The organism is Tabrizicola aquatica (genome assembly GCF_002900975.1).
Classification (GTDB): Bacteria; Pseudomonadota; Alphaproteobacteria; order Rhodobacterales; family Rhodobacteraceae; genus Tabrizicola; species Tabrizicola aquatica.
The window spans coordinates 1,028,009-1,044,162 of sequence record NZ_PJON01000001.1; the positions used below are offsets into that span (position 1 = coordinate 1,028,009).

At 67.1% G+C, this 16,154-nt stretch carries 18 protein-coding genes and 1 tRNA gene; 13 read left to right on the plus strand and 6 right to left on the minus strand.

The window, feature by feature from the left end; all coding sequences use genetic code 11:
- Positions 1-42 precede the first annotated feature (42 nt).
- Positions 43-1,209 (minus strand): BaiN/RdsA family NAD(P)/FAD-dependent oxidoreductase, encoded by a 1,167-nt coding sequence (locus tag CXR42_RS05025; RefSeq protein WP_103256366.1) that lies wholly within the window; start codon positions 1,207-1,209, stop codon positions 43-45.
- 113 nt (positions 1,210-1,322) lie between these two features.
- Here CXR42_RS05025 and CXR42_RS05030 point away from each other — a divergent pair.
- Positions 1,323-1,397 (plus strand) — tRNA-Gln (locus CXR42_RS05030).
- A gap of 40 nt (positions 1,398-1,437) precedes the next feature.
- Positions 1,438-1,893, plus strand: a complete 456-nt coding sequence (locus CXR42_RS05035; protein WP_103256367.1) for a hypothetical protein — start codon at positions 1,438-1,440, stop codon at positions 1,891-1,893.
- On the opposite strand, the gene aroB is transcribed toward CXR42_RS05035, so the two are convergent.
- Positions 1,890-3,005: a 3-dehydroquinate synthase gene (gene aroB / locus CXR42_RS05040; RefSeq protein ID WP_425444837.1), complete on the minus strand. Its 1,116-nt coding sequence runs from the start codon at positions 3,003-3,005 to the stop codon at positions 1,890-1,892. The two genes, CXR42_RS05035 and aroB, sit on opposite strands and share 4 nt — an antisense overlap.
- Positions 3,005-3,541, minus strand: coding sequence for a shikimate kinase (locus CXR42_RS05045; RefSeq protein WP_425444838.1), 537 nt, complete (start codon positions 3,539-3,541; stop codon positions 3,005-3,007). Before CXR42_RS05045 ends, aroB begins: the two co-directional genes overlap by 1 nt.
- 40 nt (positions 3,542-3,581) lie before the next feature.
- On the opposite strand from CXR42_RS05045, the gene CXR42_RS19870 reads away from it, so the two are divergent.
- The 5 genes from CXR42_RS19870 to CXR42_RS05060 are packed head-to-tail and all read left to right on the plus strand — an operon-like array spanning position 3,582 to position 7,673.
- The gene (locus tag CXR42_RS19870) at positions 3,582-3,713 is read left to right on the plus strand and encodes a hypothetical protein (RefSeq protein ID WP_281256725.1); all 132 of its coding nucleotides are present in this window, start codon (positions 3,582-3,584) and stop codon (positions 3,711-3,713) included.
- 20 nt (positions 3,714-3,733) lie between these two features.
- Positions 3,734-3,868: a hypothetical protein gene (locus tag CXR42_RS19875; RefSeq protein ID WP_281256706.1), complete on the plus strand. Its 135-nt coding sequence runs from the start codon at positions 3,734-3,736 to the stop codon at positions 3,866-3,868.
- Complete coding sequence (locus CXR42_RS05050; protein WP_146038000.1) at positions 3,858-5,417, plus strand: hypothetical protein; 1,560 nt, start codon at positions 3,858-3,860, stop codon at positions 5,415-5,417. The genes CXR42_RS19875 and CXR42_RS05050 overlap by 11 nt, the downstream gene beginning before the upstream one ends.
- A 3-nt stretch (positions 5,418-5,420) precedes the next feature.
- Positions 5,421-6,359 carry a site-specific tyrosine recombinase XerD gene (locus CXR42_RS05055; protein ID WP_103256370.1) on the plus strand — a complete coding sequence of 313 codons (939 nt, stop codon included), beginning with the start codon at positions 5,421-5,423 and terminating at the stop codon, positions 6,357-6,359.
- Positions 6,360-6,374: 15 nt separating this feature from the next.
- Entirely contained in the window at positions 6,375-7,673 is a 1,299-nt protein-coding gene (locus tag CXR42_RS05060; RefSeq protein WP_103256371.1) for an HlyC/CorC family transporter, read from the plus strand.
- On the opposite strand, the gene CXR42_RS05065 is transcribed toward CXR42_RS05060, so the two are convergent.
- Positions 7,645-8,199 carry a flavodoxin domain-containing protein gene (locus CXR42_RS05065; RefSeq protein ID WP_103256372.1) on the minus strand — a complete coding sequence of 185 codons (555 nt, stop codon included), beginning with the start codon at positions 8,197-8,199 and terminating at the stop codon, positions 7,645-7,647. The two genes, CXR42_RS05060 and CXR42_RS05065, sit on opposite strands and share 29 nt — an antisense overlap.
- A 67-nt stretch (positions 8,200-8,266) precedes the next feature.
- Complete coding sequence (locus CXR42_RS05070; protein ID WP_103256373.1) at positions 8,267-9,061, minus strand: gamma-glutamyl-gamma-aminobutyrate hydrolase family protein; 795 nt, start codon at positions 9,059-9,061, stop codon at positions 8,267-8,269.
- A gap of 189 nt (positions 9,062-9,250) precedes the next feature.
- Here CXR42_RS05070 and copM point away from each other — a divergent pair, with 189 nt between their 5' ends.
- The gene (gene copM, locus CXR42_RS05075) at positions 9,251-9,610 is read left to right on the plus strand and encodes a CopM family metallochaperone (RefSeq protein ID WP_103256374.1); all 360 of its coding nucleotides are present in this window, start codon (positions 9,251-9,253) and stop codon (positions 9,608-9,610) included.
- Positions 9,611-9,648: 38 nt separating this feature from the next.
- Here copM and CXR42_RS05080 read toward each other — a convergent pair whose 3' ends face one another.
- A complete protein-coding gene (locus CXR42_RS05080) occupies positions 9,649-10,419 on the minus strand; it encodes a DeoR/GlpR family DNA-binding transcription regulator (protein ID WP_103256375.1) in 771 nt (256 codons plus the stop codon).
- 275 nt (positions 10,420-10,694) lie between these two features.
- On the opposite strand from CXR42_RS05080, the gene glpD reads away from it, so the two are divergent.
- Genes glpD through CXR42_RS05105 form a run of 5 tightly spaced genes read left to right on the plus strand, consistent with a single transcriptional unit; the run spans position 10,695 to position 16,154 of the window.
- Positions 10,695-12,290, plus strand: coding sequence for a glycerol-3-phosphate dehydrogenase (gene glpD / locus CXR42_RS05085; RefSeq protein WP_103256376.1), 1,596 nt, complete (start codon positions 10,695-10,697; stop codon positions 12,288-12,290).
- Between the two features lie 12 nt (positions 12,291-12,302).
- Entirely contained in the window at positions 12,303-13,391 is a 1,089-nt protein-coding gene (locus CXR42_RS05090; RefSeq protein WP_103256377.1) for an ABC transporter ATP-binding protein, read from the plus strand.
- A 3-nt stretch (positions 13,392-13,394) separates the two neighbouring features.
- The gene (locus CXR42_RS05095; RefSeq protein WP_103256378.1) at positions 13,395-14,477 is read left to right on the plus strand and encodes an ABC transporter ATP-binding protein; all 1,083 of its coding nucleotides are present in this window, start codon (positions 13,395-13,397) and stop codon (positions 14,475-14,477) included.
- A complete protein-coding gene (locus CXR42_RS05100; protein WP_103256379.1) occupies positions 14,477-15,349 on the plus strand; it encodes a carbohydrate ABC transporter permease in 873 nt (290 codons plus the stop codon). The genes CXR42_RS05095 and CXR42_RS05100 overlap by 1 nt, the downstream gene beginning before the upstream one ends.
- Position 15,350: 1 nt before the next feature.
- Positions 15,351-16,154, plus strand: a complete 804-nt coding sequence (locus tag CXR42_RS05105; protein ID WP_103256380.1) for a carbohydrate ABC transporter permease — start codon at positions 15,351-15,353, stop codon at positions 16,152-16,154.

Below are 16,154 nucleotides of genomic sequence, written 5' to 3' on the forward strand. Positions count from 1 at the left end.
GATTTCCGGACCGATTTCCAGGTCGGAAATCGGTGCCCGGCGTCAGATGGCCTGCCCGGCGGCCCAGCCCGAGGACCAGGCCCATTGAAAGTTGTAGCCGCCCAGCCAGCCGGTGACATCCACCACCTCGCCGACGAAATACAGCCCCGGCACATCCCGCGCCGCCATCGTGCGTCCGTCCAGCGCCCGGGTGTCCACCCCGCCCAGCGTGACCTCGGCCGTGCGATAGCCTTCGGAGCCCACGGGGACCAGCCGCCAGTCGCGCAGCCCCTCGGCCAGCCGGTCCAGCACTGCGGCGGGCAGTTCGGCCATGGTCTGGGTCACCCCTGCCGCTTCTTCCAGATGCCGCGCCAGCCGCTCGGGCAGCCAGCGGGCCAGGACGGTGCGCAAGGCGACCTTGCCGCGCGCCGCCCGCAATTCGGCCGCAACGTCCCGGCCGGGCAAAAGGTCCAGATGGATCGCCTCGCCCTCGCGCCAGTAGCTGGAGATCTGCAGCACCGCCGGACCCGACAGCCCGCGATGGGTGAAGAGCATCGCCTCGTCAAAGCCCTGACGGCCGCAGGCCACCCGGCCGGGCAGTGCCACGCCGGCAAGGGGGCGCATCCAGGCCAGTTCCTGCTCGGCGAAGGTCAGGGGCACCAGGGCGGGCCGGGTCTCGACCAGGGGCAGGCCAAAGCTCTCGGCCACACGGTAGCCATAGCCCGTGGCCCCCATCTTCGGGATCGACTTGCCGCCCGTGGCGACCACCACGGCCCGTGCGGATTGCAGGCCCCGCGCGGTCTCGACCGTGAAGCCTGCGCCGGACCGCTGCACCTCGCCCAGGGCGCAGCCCAGCCAGAGCGTGACCCCCGCCCGCTCCATGTCGCGAAGCAGCATGTCTACCACTTGGGTGGCGGGCCCGTCGCAGAACAGTTGGCCCAGGGTCTTTTCGTGCCAGGCGATGCCGGCTGCATCCATCCGCGCGATGAAGTCCCATTGCGTGAACCGTTTCAGCGCCGACAGCGCAAAGCGCGGATTTTGCGACAGGAATCGGTCCGGCGCGATGCCAAGGTTGGTGAAATTGCACCGCCCGCCGCCCGAGATCCGGATCTTTTCGCCCGGCGCCTTGGCATGGTCGATGACCAGAACCCGACGGCCCCGGCGGCCCGCTTCGATGGCGGCCATCATGCCGGCCGCCCCGGCGCCAAGGATGATCGCGTCCCAGTCCATCCGCCCGTCCTAGCCCGGCCGGCCCGGTCCCGCAAGCCGCCGCCACCCCGCGAAATTTTCGCCATTGGCCTCTTGCACCCCCTGCGGGCCTTCGCTAAACACCGCCGCACGGTTGGGGCGTCGCCAAGTGGTAAGGCAGCGGTTTTTGGTACCGCCATACCTAGGTTCGAATCCTAGCGCCCCAGCCAACCTTTTCCCCCACCATTCCGGCAGAGCAGAGATCGCGCCTTGACCCTACGCCCCCTGTTCCTTGCCACGCTTCTGCCGCTGGTCGCCTGTGTGGGCGGCGGCGGCAAGACCACGATGCAGTTCTACCCGCTGGAAGGGCAGATCGCGGCCGAGGACCCCACGCTGGTGATCGAAGCGGTGATGGAGAACGTCTCGGGCACCTCGGGCCCGCTGAAGTTCCGCCTGCCCGGCCGGGTGAAATGCGAAGGCACCTGGTCCTCGCTGACGCCCAAGACCGTCTCGCGGTCGAACGGGTTGTCGCTGACCTGGAAGAAGACCGGCGGCGAGATCGGCAACGAGACGCGCACCGAAGCACGGGTGAACGACGGCGAGCTTTACGCGGTCTGCGAGGATGGTCGCAGGGTGCAGGGCACGTTCGTAATCGGCTCGGGCACCGCCAGCGGCACCGGCCAGGCGACCGATACCCAGGGCAACGTCTATAAATTGCTGTTCTAGCGCCGCCGCGCCATGGCTTCGTCCAGAACGGCGCGGACGGCTTCGCCCGGCACATCCTCGGCCACGAAGGCCTGGCCGATTCCGCGCGCAAGAATAAAGCGCAGCCGGCCGTCCACCACCTTCTTGTCCTGCTCCATCAGCGCGATCAGCGCCTCGGTCCCCGGCAGGTCGCCAGGGATGTCGGACAGGTCGACCTTCATGCCCATCGCGGCAAGATGGGCGCGGACGCGACTGGGCTCTTCCTGGCTGCACAGGCCCAGACGGGCGGAAAGCTCGAACGCCAGCGCGCAGCCGATCGCGACGCCTTCGCCGTGCAACAGGCGGTCGCCATAGCCCGTCGCCTTTTCCAGCGCGTGGCAGAAGGTGTGGCCCAGGTTCAGCAGCGCGCGCTCGCCCTCTTCCGTCTCGTCGCGGCTGACGATGCCGGCCTTCATCTCGACCGAGCGGGTGACGGCGCGCAGGCGGGCGGCGGTGTCGCCGTCGCGCAAGGCGGGGCCGTCGCGTTCCAGCCAGTCAAAGAAGGCCGCATCGCCCAGCAGGCCGTATTTCACCACCTCGCCATAGCCAGACAGGAAGTCGCGGCCGGGCAGCGTGGACAGGACGCCGATGTCGGCCAGCACCAGCGAGGGCTGGTGGAAGGCGCCGACCAGGTTCTTGCCTTGCGCGGTGTTGATCCCGGTCTTGCCGCCGACCGAGCTGTCGACCTGCGCCAGAAGCGAGGTCGGAAGCTGCACGAAGCGCACGCCGCGCCGCAGGATGGCCGCGGAAAAGCCGACGAGGTCGCCGATCACGCCGCCGCCCAGCGCCAGGACCACGTCCTTGCGTTCGACCTTCTGTTCCAACAGCCATTCGGTGCAGCGGGCCAGGTTTTCCCAGTTCTTGGTCCCCTCGCCGGGCGGCAGGGCCAGCGCGGTTGCGCTGATCCCCTCGGCGGCAAGGGCGTCGGTCAGGGCGGGCAGGTGCGCGGCGGCGACGGTCTCATCCGTCACCACCGCCACGCGCTTGCGGCGCAGCAGCGGTGCGATCTCGGCCCCTGCTCTGGCGATCAGGCCTTCGCCGATGCGCACCTGATACGAGCGAGCGCCCAGGTCCACCGCCACGGTATTGGTCATCATTCCTCCAGCACGTCGGGCCGCGTCAGCAACGCCTGGCGCACGCGGGTCGCCATGTCTTCGACCGACAGGTCGGGCGAGCTGTCCACCACCAGGTCGGCTTCGGCGTAGAAGGGCAGCCGGGCTTCGTAAAGCTCGCGCAGGGTTTCGCGCGGGTTGGCGGTCCGCAACAGCGGGCGCGTCGTCTTGTGGCGGACACGCTGCCAAAGAAGGTCAAGATCGGCGCGCAGCCAGACCGAGACACCGACATCGTGGATCAACTGCCGATTCGCCGCCGACAGGAAGGCGCCGCCCCCGGTGGACAGCACGCAAGGCGTGCCGCGCAAGAGGCGGCTGATCACCTCGGACTCGCGGGCGCGGAAGAACGGCTCGCCGTCGCGTTCGAAGATCTCGGCGATGGAGCGGCTGGCGGCGCGGGTGATTTCTTCGTCCGAATCAAGGAAGGGCACGCCCAGTTGCCTGGCCAAGGCCGTGCCGACGGCGGTCTTGCCCGCCCCCATCATCCCCACCATCACCACCGTTTTACCCAGGCGCAAAGGTCCGATCCTGTCTGGTTCACGCGCCCCCGGGCAAGGAATGACCGACGGCAAATATTCCGCACTCAATGGCGTGAAACTGGAGCGGATGCTATATAGATTGTCAAATCATGTCGTGCCGGCAATCGCTGGGGCGGAAAAGAAGATCCGGCCGACCAACGGCCGGGCATGATGTCGAGGAAGGGCAAGGCGATGGGTCGGATCATCAAGGTGTTGGTGGTGTTGGTGATTTTTGGCTTCATCGGGCTGACCGGCTATGCCTATCTGGCCGACCTCACCCCGCCGCAGTCCGAGGTGAAGAAGCCCGTGGTGCTGAATGCGGACTAGCGCAGTCTCGGCGGTCGCGTTCCTGGCGTTGACTGGGCCTTTGTCGGCCCAGGACAGCGCGGGCGGGCCGCTTTCGGCGATCGACTGGCTGTCGCAGTCGGTGGCCACGCCGGTGACCGCTGCGCCCGGGGTTGCCTCGGGCATCGACGAGCCGCCGGTCACCGAACAGGGCGGGGCGATCCCCGATCCGGTGACGACGACGGCGCTGGACGGGCCGAACCCGGATGCGGTCGGGCTGATCCCGCCCGCCGTCTCGGGCCTGCCGACGGCGCTGTGGGGCGCGGGCCTGACGCGTGAGATTGCCGAGCGGCTGGTGGCGCATCCCGACGACGACCTGCCGGCGATGCGGCAATTGTTCCTGACGATCCTCTTGGCAGAGCTGACTGCGCCCAGCGATTCGGGCGGCCGGGGCGAATTGTTGCAGGTCCGCATCGACAAGCTGCTGGCGCTTGGCGCGCTGGAGCAGGCTTCGGCGCTGATCGATGCGGCCGGGGCGGATACGCCCGAACTCTTCCGCCGCAGCTTTGACGTGGCGCTGCTGACCGGGGCCGAGGATCGCGCCTGCACCCGGATGCAGGGCGCGCCGCACCTGGCGCCCACCGTGCCGGCGCGGATCTTTTGCCTCGCGCGGTCGGGCGACTGGGATACGGCGGCGCTGACGCTGCACACCTCGCAGGCGCTGGGGCAGATCGGGCCGGACCAAGCCCAACTTCTGGCGCGGTTCCTGGACCCCGACCTTTTCGAGGGCGAGCCGGTGCCGCCTGCGCCCGATCCGGTGACGCCGCTGGACTGGAAGATCTATGAGGCGGTGGGCGAACCCCTGTCGACCGAGGGGCTGCCGCTGGCGTTCTCCTACGCCGAGATCGGTCCCCGGTCCGGCTGGAAGGCGCGGATCGAGGCGGCCGAGCGGCTGACGCGCGCGGGCACGATCCCGCCGAACGTGATCCTGGGGCTGTATACCGAGGCCGACCCCGCCGCCTCGGGCGGAGTCTGGGACCGGGCCGAGGCGTTCCAGCGGTTTGAGGCGGCGCTGGATTCGGGCGATCCGGCCCGCGTTGCGGCCACCCTCCCCGCCGTCTGGGACAAGATGGCCGAGGCCGAGCTGGAGGTGCCCTTTGCGGTCCTTTTCGGCAAGCGGCTGGCCGACCTGCCCCTGACCGGCGAGGCTGCGGCCGTCGCGTTCCGGGTCGCGCTCTTGTCGCCGCAGGCCGAACTGGTGGCGCGCCGGCATACCCCCGCCGATGCGACCGAGGGCTTTCTGATCGGGCTGGCGACGGGAAATCTGGACGGCCGCGTGCCGCCGGACAGTCTGGGCCGGGCGATCTGGGCCGGTTTCCGCACGCCCGTCGCTTCGGCCGAGGCGCAGGCGCTTCTGGACGGCAACCGCAAGGGCGAGGCGATCGTGCTGGCGATCGACACCATCGCGCGCGGCGTGCAGGGCGACCTGCGCGGGGTCAGCGAGGGGCTTTCCGTCCTGCGCCTGACGGGGCTGGAGGCCGTGGCGCGCAGAACGGCGCTGGAGTTGATGATCCTGGAACGGCGGGGCTGACCCATGCCGGACGCCGAGGCGAGCCGCTGGATTTCCACCTTCCTTGATGCGCGGGCGGCAGATCTGGGTGCGTCGCGCAATACGCAACTGGCCTATGGCCGCGACCTGTCCGACTTTGCCGACTGGCTGGCCCGGCGCGGCCGTGGGCTGGCCCAGACTGACCGGGCGGCGGTCGAGGATTACCTGGTGCATTGCGATGCACAGGGTCTGTCCAAGGCCACCCGTGCGCGGCGCTTGTCCTCGATCCGGCAGCTTTTCCGCTTTGCGGTCGAGGAAGGCTGGCGCGCCGACAATCCCGCGCTGCGGCTGACCGGCCCGGGCAAGGCGCAGTCGTTGCCCAAGACCCTCAGCGAGACCGAGGTGACCCGGCTGATGGAGGCCGCCCGCACGCGCGGGCGCAACCCGGTGGACCGGCTGCGCGACACCGCGCTGTTCGAACTCCTCTACGCCACCGGCCTGCGGGTCAGCGAGCTTGTGGGCCTGCCAGTCGCCGCCGTCCGGGGCGATCCGCGGATGATCCTGGTCAAGGGCAAGGGAGACAAGGAGCGGATGGTGCCGCTTTCCACCCCCGCCCGGACGGCGCTGGCGGCCTGGCTTGCGCAGCGCGACGCCGAGGATGAGGCGGGCAAGAAGGCGGGCCGCGCGCCGTCGCGTTTCCTGTTTCCCGGCGACGGGCGCGAGGGGCACCTGACGCGGCAGTATTTCCACAGCCTGGTCAAGGACGTGGCGGTGCTGGCCGGGATTTCCCCGTCGCGCGTGACGCCGCATGTCCTGCGCCATGCCTTTGCCACCCACCTTTTGGCACATGGCGCCGACCTGCGCGTGATCCAGACCTTGCTTGGCCACGCAGATGTTGCCACCACCGAAATTTACACGCATGTCCTCGATGATCACCTCAAGGACCTGGTCCTGACCAAGCATCCCCTGGCCCGCAAGGGCTAAGCCCGGAAAGAGCCTATGCCCGACGCTGCACTTGATACCGCCTTTTGGCTGACCACCGCTGCAATCCTGGTATTGCTGGTGCTGTCCGCCTTCTTCTCCGGCTCCGAAACCGCGCTGACGGCGGCGTCGCGGGGCAAGCTGAAGGCCCAGGCCGACCGAGGGTCGCGCGGGGCCAAGGCGGCGATGGTCGTGACCGAGGACCGCGAGCGAATGATCGGCGCGCTTCTGCTGGGCAACAACATCGTCAACATCCTGTCGGCCTCGCTGGCGACGGCGCTGCTTACGCGGGTTTTCGGCGACAGCGGGGTGGCGCTGGCGACGCTGGGCATGACCGCGCTGGTGCTGATCTTTGGCGAGGTAATGCCCAAGACCGTGGCCATCACTTTCCCCGAAAGCGTGGCGACCCGCGTGGCCCCGATCATCCGGGTGCTGATCCTGATCTTCTCTCCCATCGTCACGCTGGTCCGGCTGCTGGTGCGCAGCATGTTGCGCCTGTTCGGATTGAAGACCGACGAGGGCAGCGCGATGCTGGCCTTGCGCGATGAAATCGCCGGGGCGATCGCGCTGGGTCACTCGGAAGGCGCGGTGGAGAAAGAGGACCGCGACCGCCTGCTGGGCGCGCTGGACCTGTCGCACCGCACGGTGGACGAAATCATGCGCCACCGCCGCCAGGTCGAGATGATCGACGCCGACCTGCCCCCCGGCGAGATCATCACCCGCGTCCTGGCTTCGCCCCACACCCGTTTGCCGATCTACCGGGACAGCGACGACAACATCCTGGGCGTGGTCCATGCCAAGGACCTTCTACGCGAGGTGGACCGCCTGGTCCGAGGCGAAGAGGGTCAGGGGATCGGGGCCCTGGACATCGTGAAAGTGGCGATGAAGCCCTATTTCATCCCTGACACCACGACGCTGGACGAACAGATGCGCGAGTTTCTGGCCCGGCGCACCCATTTCGCGCTGGTGGTGGACGAATACGGCACCTTGCAAGGCCTGATCACGCTTGAGGATATCCTGGAAGAGATCGTCGGCGACATCACCGACGAATTCGACGTGGTGAAGAAGGACTCGGGCCTGACCCCGTCCGAGGATGGCGCCTGGCTGGTTGATGGCGCGATGACGATCCGCGACCTGAACCGCGCCACCGACTGGCGGCTGCCCGACGACGAGGCGAACACGATCGCCGGCCTGGTCATCCACGAGGCGCAGATGATCCCGAACGCGGGTCAGGTCTTCAGCTTTCACGGGTTCCGCTTCGAAGTGGTGGAAAAGCGGGAAAACCGGATCATCCGGCTGAAGCTGCGCCCGCTTTGATCCCGGCGGCCCAGCCGTCCAGCGCCAGGATCAGCGCAGCCCAATCGGTGTATTCCTTGTCCGTGCCAGGCTCGACCGTTTCGCCCTTCTGGTCGGCGATCCGGCGCATCGCCCAGGCGCGGAAGAAGTCGTATTCCGAAAAGCGGAAGGCGCCGGCGACATGTTCCGTCCGGCCCGGCGTCCAGCCGGTTTCGGCCTGGAAGTCGGCCAGGCAACGGTTCAGGCCGGCCCAATCCTCGGCATCGTTGCCGGCGGCCGACAGCGATACCGCCAGGAACAGCGTCGGCATCTTGGCCAGCCGGGCCTGTTCCGCCGCTGCAAAGCGGCTGAGCGCCTTCTGGTAGCCCCCCGCGTGCAGCGAGCCCGCAAGGATCGCCCCGTCAAAACGTGACAGGTCCAGCCCCTCGGCATCCTCGACGTTCAGAAGTTCGACCCCGTGTCCCTGCCCCGCCAGCCGGTCGGCGGCAAAGCGGGCAATCTTGCGGGTCTGGCCATCGGTGGTGGCATAGGCGATCAGGATCAGCATCGGCGGGCCCTCTGGGTGCGGCGGGGTGTACTCTGCCCCGAACCTGCCCGCGCCGCCCTGATCCTGATCAAGCCCGCTTGCGGTCGGCCGGAACCCGCCGCGTCGCCCAGTCGGCGGCCGCCTGACCGAAGGCCTGGAACAGGGGCCGCGAGACGGGATCGCTGTCGGCGTTCCATTCCGGGTGCCATTGGACGGACAGCGTGAAGCCGGGTGCGTCCTTGACATAGATCGCTTCGGGCGTGCCGTCGGGCGCGTGGCCGTCGATCACGATCCCGGGCGCGGGACGGGCGATGCCCTGGCCGTGCAGGGTGTTCGTCATCACCTCACGCGCGCCAAGCAGGCGGTGAAACACGCCGCCTTCGGTGAAACTGACGACATGGCGCAGCGCGAACTGTTCCTCCAGCGTGCCATCGGGCGGCATGCGGTGGTTCATCCGGCCGGGCAGATCGCGGATTTCCGGGTGCAGCGTACCGCCAAGGGCCACGTTCACCTCTTGAAACCCCCGGCAAATCCCCAGGAAGGGCTGGCCACGGTCCACACAGGCGCGGATCAGCGGCAGCGTGATCGCGTCCCGGCCCCGGTCGAATGCGCCGTGGGCGGGGGTCTCTTCCTCGCCATACTCGCTGGGATGAACGTTCGGGCGGCCCCCGGTCAGCAGGAAGGCGTCGCACAGCTCCAGCAGTTCGTTGACGCAGACATAGCGCGGGTCCGAGGGCACGATCAGCGGCAGGCACCCCGCCACATCCGCCACTGCGGCCGAGTTCATCGTGCCGCCGGAATGGACCTCATACCGGTCGTTGATCGAATAGATGTTGCCGATGATCCCCACCACGGGGCGCCGGCCATGGCTGCACAGGCTCACGTCATTCCACCCTTGTCCCTGCCGGAAACATAGCCCCCGGGACTGCTGGGGGAAAGACAAAGGGCGGTTTCGCGGCGCACAACCCGGTTTGCCCTGACGCACACTGCCCAAACTTCACGCGGAAATGACTTTCCTTCCCATGGGGGAAGGCGGCATCCCGGTCGCATCACGACAACAGGAGACCCGACGATGACCCGTATTCTGACCGCAGTTGCCCTTGGCCTGACCCTGACCCTTCCCGCCGCCGCGCAAGAGGCGACGGGCCACGAGGGCCACACGATGATGGGCGACAAGGGCCCGGCCGCGATGGCCTTCATGGAGGCGAACGACCGGATGCATGCCGCGATGGCGATCGAATACACGGGCAATGCCGATGTGGACTTCGTGCGCGGAATGATCGCCCACCACGTGGGTGCGGTCGAGATGGCGCGCGTCGTGCTGGAGCATGGCCAGGACCCCGAGGTGAAGAAACTGGCCGAGACGATCATCGCCGCCCAGGAAGGCGAGATCAAATGGATGCAGGAGTGGCTGGCCAAGAACGGCGGCTGACGTCGAAGGACGGGCGTAAGGTGGGCGATGCGCCCACCTTACGCCCCCTCGCCCGCCACCACGACCTCGGTCCCCCATTCCGCGCATTTCCGCGCCAGTTCCTGCGGCAGCGCCTGGTCGGTGAACAGCACCGTCACCTCGGCCAACGAGGCCAGGCGCGCGGGGGCCGAACGGTCCAGCTTGGAATGGTCGCAGACCAGATAGACCTTGCGCGCCTGTCGGATGATCGCCTTCGACACCCGCACTTCTGCCAGGTCAAAGTCCAGAAGGTCGCCGTCTCGGTCCAGCGCCGAGGCGCCGATGACCGCGATGTCGACCTTGAACTGCTCGAAGAACTGGGTCGTCAACTCTCCCACCAGCCCCCCGTCGGAGCGCCGTAGCGCGCCGCCCGCCACCATGATCTCGCAGCCGGGATTGGCGGCCAAGGTATTGGCCACGTTCATGTTGTTCGTCACCACGGTGATGTTGCGGTGGGTCAGCAATTCTTGTGCCACCGCCTCGGTCGTGGTGCCCAGGTTCATGATCAGCGAGGAATTTTCCGGGATCGCCGCCGCACAGGCCCGCGCGATGGCGGCCTTTGCGGTCTCGTTCATCCGGCGGCGCTGTTCGTAGCCCAGGTTGGCCACCCCCGTCCGTGGCACCGCCCCGCCGTGGACGCGATCAAGATGCCCCATGTCGGCCAGTTCCGACAGGTCGCGGCGGATGGTCTGCAAGGTGACGTCGAACCTTTGGGCCAGATCCTCGACCATCACCCGGCCCTCGGCGCGGGCGATCTCCATGATCTCGGTCTGCCGGAAACTCAGCGCCATGCGCGTTCCTTTTCGTTCGCCCGTGATCGCGCAGTTTCGCGAGACCAGCCCCGGCGATCAAGCGGGAAAAGTTGCCGCAGCCGCAAAGCGCCCTGACGCTGCGTTGCGGCGCGAATTTGCGCGCTTGGGGCGCAAGCCCTTGGCAATGCGCGAGTTACCTAGCGTCACTTGCGCGCCGATGTTCGCTTTTATAGAAAGCGCGCATAAACGAAAAAACAGGATTGACGGTGCGGCGCGATTCGTTTCAACCTCGCGCCACCAGGGAGGAGACTGGCGTGACAACGAAGACCAGGCCCGATGTGGCCGACCTCTTCATCATCGGTGGCGGCATCAATGGCTGTGGCATCGCCCGCGACGCCACCGGCCGCGGCTTGTCGGTGGTGCTGGCCGAACAGGGGGACCTGGCGCAGGCCACCTCTTCCGCATCGACCAAGCTTTTCCACGGCGGGCTGCGCTATCTGGAGTATTTCGAATTCCGTCTGGTGCGTGAGGCACTGGAGGAGCGGGAGACGCTTCTGGTCGCCATGCCGCATATCAGCTGGCCGATGCGCTTTGTCCTGCCCTATCACCCCGACATGCGGTTTGAAGGGGACACCCCCACCGGGCGGCTGCTGTCGCGGGTGATGCCCTGGATGAAGGGTCGCCGCCCGGCCTGGCTGATCCGGCTGGGGCTGTTCCTGTACGACACCCTTGGCGGCCGCAAGATCCTGCCCGCGACGCGCACGCTGGACCTGACGCGCGATGCGGCCGGACGCCCGCTGCAGGACCGCTTCGCCAAGGCCTATGAATATTCCGACTGCTGGGTCGAGGATTCCAAGCTGGTCTCGCTGAACGCCCGCGACGCCGCCCAGCGGGGCGCGACGGTGCTGACGCGGACCCGCGTCACCTCGGCCAGTCGCGCAGGCGACCAGTGGGAGATCGTGACCGAAGGCCCGGACGGCCGCCAGACCCACCACGCCCGCGCCCTGGTCAACGCCGGTGGCCCCTGGGTCGAGGATGTGATCCGCAACGTGGCGCGCATCAACTCGACCGAAGGGGTGCGGCTGGTGCGGGGGTCGCATATCGTCACGAAGAAGCTGTACGACCACGACCGCTGCTACTTCTTCCAGGGCACCGACGGGCGGATCATCTTTGCGATCCCGTACGAGCAGGATTTCACCCTGATCGGCACCACCGACAAGGACCACCAGGGCGCGCCGAAGGATGCGGTCTGCAGCGATGAGGAACGCGATTACCTTCTGGCCTTCGCCAGCCAGTATTTCGCCAAGCCGGTGACAAAGGACGACGTGGTCTGGACCTATTCCGGCGTCCGGCCCCTGTATAACGACGGTGCCAAGTCGGCCACGGCGGCAACGCGGGACTATGTTCTGTCGCTGGACCAGACCGGCGCGCCGCTTCTCAACGTGTTCGGCGGCAAGATCACCACCTACCGGCGTCTGGCGGAAAGCGCGCTGGAGAAACTCGCGCCGTTCTTCCCGCAGGCCAAGGGGCCCTGGACGGCCCGCGTCCCCCTGCCCGGCGGCGATTTCCCGCATGACGGGGTGGCGGCGCTGACCGAACGGCTGAAGGGGCGCTTCCCCTTCCTGACCGAGTTCTGGGCCGGTCGCCTGATCCGGGCCTATGGCTCCGAGGCCGAGGCGGTGCTGGGCAATGCCCGCAGTGCTGCCGACCTGGGCCGCGACTTCGGCGCGACGCTGACCGAGGCCGAGGTGCGCTGGCTGATGGCCCACGAATTTGCCCGTGCTGCGGCGGATGTGGTCTGGCGGCGCACCAAGCTGGGGCTGCGGCTGACCAAGGAGCAGATCGACGCGCTGGACGCCTTCATGGCCAGCGCCACGGCCCACGGGGCAGTCAGCCCCGCGGCCGAATAAGGGGGGAGTTTAGTGGCGCTTGAATTGCAGGCCGTAAGCCGGGTCGTGAAGGGGCAGGTGCATATCCAGCCCACGACCCTGACGCTGGAAAAAGGCACGATGAACGTGCTTTTGGGACCGACCTCGTCGGGCAAGACCTCGCTGATGCGGCTGATGGCGGGGCTGGATGCACCCACGACCGGGCGGCTGAAATGGCACGGGCAGGATGTGACCGGGGTCCGGGTGCAGGACCGCAAGGTGGCGATGGTCTACCAGCAGTTCATCAACTATCCGGCCATGTCGGTCTATGACAACATCGCCTCGCCCCTGCGCCTGATGGGCAAGGACCGGGCCGAGATCGACCGCGCCGTGCGCGCCACGGCCGAGATGCTGAAGCTGACCCCGATGCTGGCCCGCAAGCCGCTGGAGCTTTCGGGCGGCCAGCAGCAGCGGTGCGCTTTGGCGCGGGCGCTGGTCAAGGACGCAGGCCTGGTCCTGCTGGACGAGCCCCTGGCCAACCTGGACTACAAGCTGCGTGAGGAACTCCGCGCCGAAATCCCCCGGATCTTCGAGGAATCGGGCGCGATCTTCGTCTATGCCACGACCGAACCGGAAGAGGCGCTGCTGCTGGGCGGTAATACCGCCACCTTGTGGGAGGGCCGCGTGACCCAGTTCGGCCCCACGCCCACCGTCTATCGCCAGCCGGCCGACGCCACCACCGCGCGGGTGTTCAGCGACCCGCCGATGAACTTCGTCTCGTGCTTCAAGGAAGGCCACCGCATGAACTTTGGCGGCACCGCCAATGCCCCGGCCGATGGCGCCTTTGCCGCCCTGCCCGACGGCCGCTACACCGCCGGGTTCCGCGCGAACCATCTGCATCTGAACACCCATTCCGGCACCGCGGTCGAATTCCGCTGCACCCTGGGCGTGACCGAGATCACCGGGTCCGAGACCTTCCTGCATCTGACGCATGGCTCCGACCGCTGGGTCGGGCTGGTCCACGGCGTCCACGACCTGACCGCCGGGGCCGAGGTCAGCGTCTGGCTGGACCCGACCCATGTCTACATCTTCGACGCCGAGGGCCGGCTTGCCGCGCCCGCCGGCTATGCGATGGCGGCCTGACCGATGGCACAGATCACCCTCAAGAACCTGGCGCACAGCTACCTGGCCACCCCCAAGGGCGAGCAGGACTACGCGCTGAAGGAAATGGACCATGTCTGGCAGGACGGCGGGGCCTATGCGCTGCTGGGATCGTCGGGCTGCGGCAAGACCACGCTTCTGAACATCATCTCGGGCCTCTTGAAACCCAGCCAGGGCCGGGTCCTGTTCGGCGACCGCGACGTGACCGAGGCCGAGACGGCCGAGCGCAACATCGCCCAGGTGTTCCAGTTCCCGGTCGTCTACGACACGATGACCGTGCGCGACAACCTGGCCTTTCCCCTGCGGAACCGGGGCAAGGATGCCGCCTATATCGCGCGGCGCGTGGACCAGATCGCCCGGATGATCGGGATGGAGGCAACCCTTGACCGCAAGGCGCGCGGTCTGACGGCGGATGCCAAGCAGAAGATCAGCCTTGGGCGGGGCATGGTGCGCGAGGACGTGAACGCGATCCTCTTCGACGAACCCCTGACCGTGATCGACCCGCACATGAAGTGGGAGTTGCGGACGCAGCTGAAACAGCTGCACCGCGAGTTCGGTCATACGATGATCTACGTCACCCATGACCAGACCGAGGCGCTGACCTTCGCCGACAAGGTGGTCGTGATGTATGACGGCCGCGTCGTGCAGATGGGCACGCCGGAGGAATTGTTCGAGACCCCGGCGCATACCTTCGTCGGCTATTTCATCGGCTCGCCCGGCATGAACCTTCTGCCGGCCGAGATCCGGGGCAGCACCGCGCACCTGCAAGGCGCCGCTGTCCCGCTGGGTGCGGCCTATGGGCCAATTACGGGCCGCACCCAGATCGGCATCCGCCCGGAATACGCCGTCCTGACCGAGGGCGACGGGCTGCCGATCACCATCCGCCGGGTCGAGGATGTGGGCCGCCACCGCATCGTCCGGGGCGAGGTCGCGGGCCAGATGGTCAGCGTCATCGCGCCCGAGGGGATGCCCGTCGGCGCCTCGCTGACCCATGTCCGCTTCACGCCGGACCGCATCAACGTATACGCCGACGACTGGCGCGTCGCACCGGCCGGGGGGGCTGCCTGATGGACAAGACGCAGAACAACAAGGCCTGGTTCCTGGTCCTGCCGGTCCTGGTCGTGGTCGCCTTCTCGGCCATCCTGCCCTTGATGACGGTCGTCAACTATGCGGTGAACGACACCTTCGGGAACAACGAATTCTTCTGGCAGGGCCTCGTCTGGTTCGAGGAGATGGTCACCTCCTCCCGCCTGCACGAGGCGTTGGGGCGGCAGATCCTGTTTTCCGCCATCATCCTGGCGATCGAGGTGCCGCTTGGCATCTACATCGCGCTGAACATGCCGAAGAAGGGCTTCTGGGCCAGCGTCTGCCTGGTGCTGATGGCGCTGCCCTTGCTGATCCCCTTCAACGTGGTCGGCACGATCTGGCAGATCTTCGGCCGCGTCGACATCGGGCTGCTGGGGCATTACCTGGCCGAGTTGGGCTTTGACTACAACTATGTCAGCGACCCCATCGACGCCTGGATCACCGTGATCGTGATGGATGTCTGGCACTGGACCAGCCTTGTCGCGCTCTTGTGCTATGCGGGCCTGCAATCCATCCCCAACGCCTATTACCAGGCGGCGCGGGTTGACCAGGCCAGCCGCTGGGCCGTGTTCCGCTATATCGAGCTGCCGAAGATGGCGGGCGTCCTTCTGATCGCGGTGCTGCTGCGCTTCATGGACAGCTTCATGATCTATACCGAGCCCTTCGTCGTGACCGGCGGCGGCCCCGGCAACTCGACCACCTTCCTGTCCATCGACCTGGTGAAGATGGCCATCGGACAGTTCGACCTTGGGCCCGCGGCCGCCTTCTCGATCATGTACTTCCTGGTGATCCTGCTGGTGTCCTGGGTGTTCTACACCGTGATGACCAATCTCGACAAAGAGGAGGGCAAGTAACATGCGGCTACGCGGCTCTGCCTTTGTAATGACGCTGTATCTCCTGTTCCTGCTGGTGCCGATCTACTGGCTGGTGAACATGAGCTTCAAGACCAACACCGAGATCACGTCGACCTTCACGCTGTTCCCGGCCAATTTCACGATCCAGAACTATGTGACGATCCTGACGGACCCGTCCTGGTACATGGGCTATGTCAACTCGATCATCTACGTCACGATGAACGTGGTGATTTCGCTGACCGTGGCGCTGCCGGCGGCCTATGCCTTCAGCCGCTACAGCTTCATGGGCGACAAGCACCTGTTCTTCTGGCTCTTGACCAACCGCATGGCCCCGCCGGCCGTGTTCGCCCTGCCCTTCTTCCAGCTTTACTCCTCGGTCGGGCTGTTCGACACCCATATCGCCGTCGCACTGGCGCATTGCCTGTTCAACGTGCCGCTGGCGGTCTGGATCCTGGAAGGCTTCATGCGCGGGGTCCCGAAAGAGATCGACGAGACCGCCTATATCGACGGCTACAGCTTTCCGAAGTTCTTCGTGAAGATCTTCATGCCGCTGATCGCCAGCGGGATCGGGGTCGCGGCCTTCTTCTGCTTCATGTTCTCGTGGGTGGAACTGCTGCTTTCCCGCACGCTGACCTCGGTCAACGCCAAGCCGATCGCGGCCACCATGACCCGCACCGTTTCGGCCAGCGGCATGGACTGGGGCGTACTGGCCGCCGCCGGGGTCCTGACCATCATCCCCGGCGCGCTGGTGATCTACTTTGTCCGCAACTACATCGCCAAGGGCTTTGCCCTGGGAAGGGTGTGA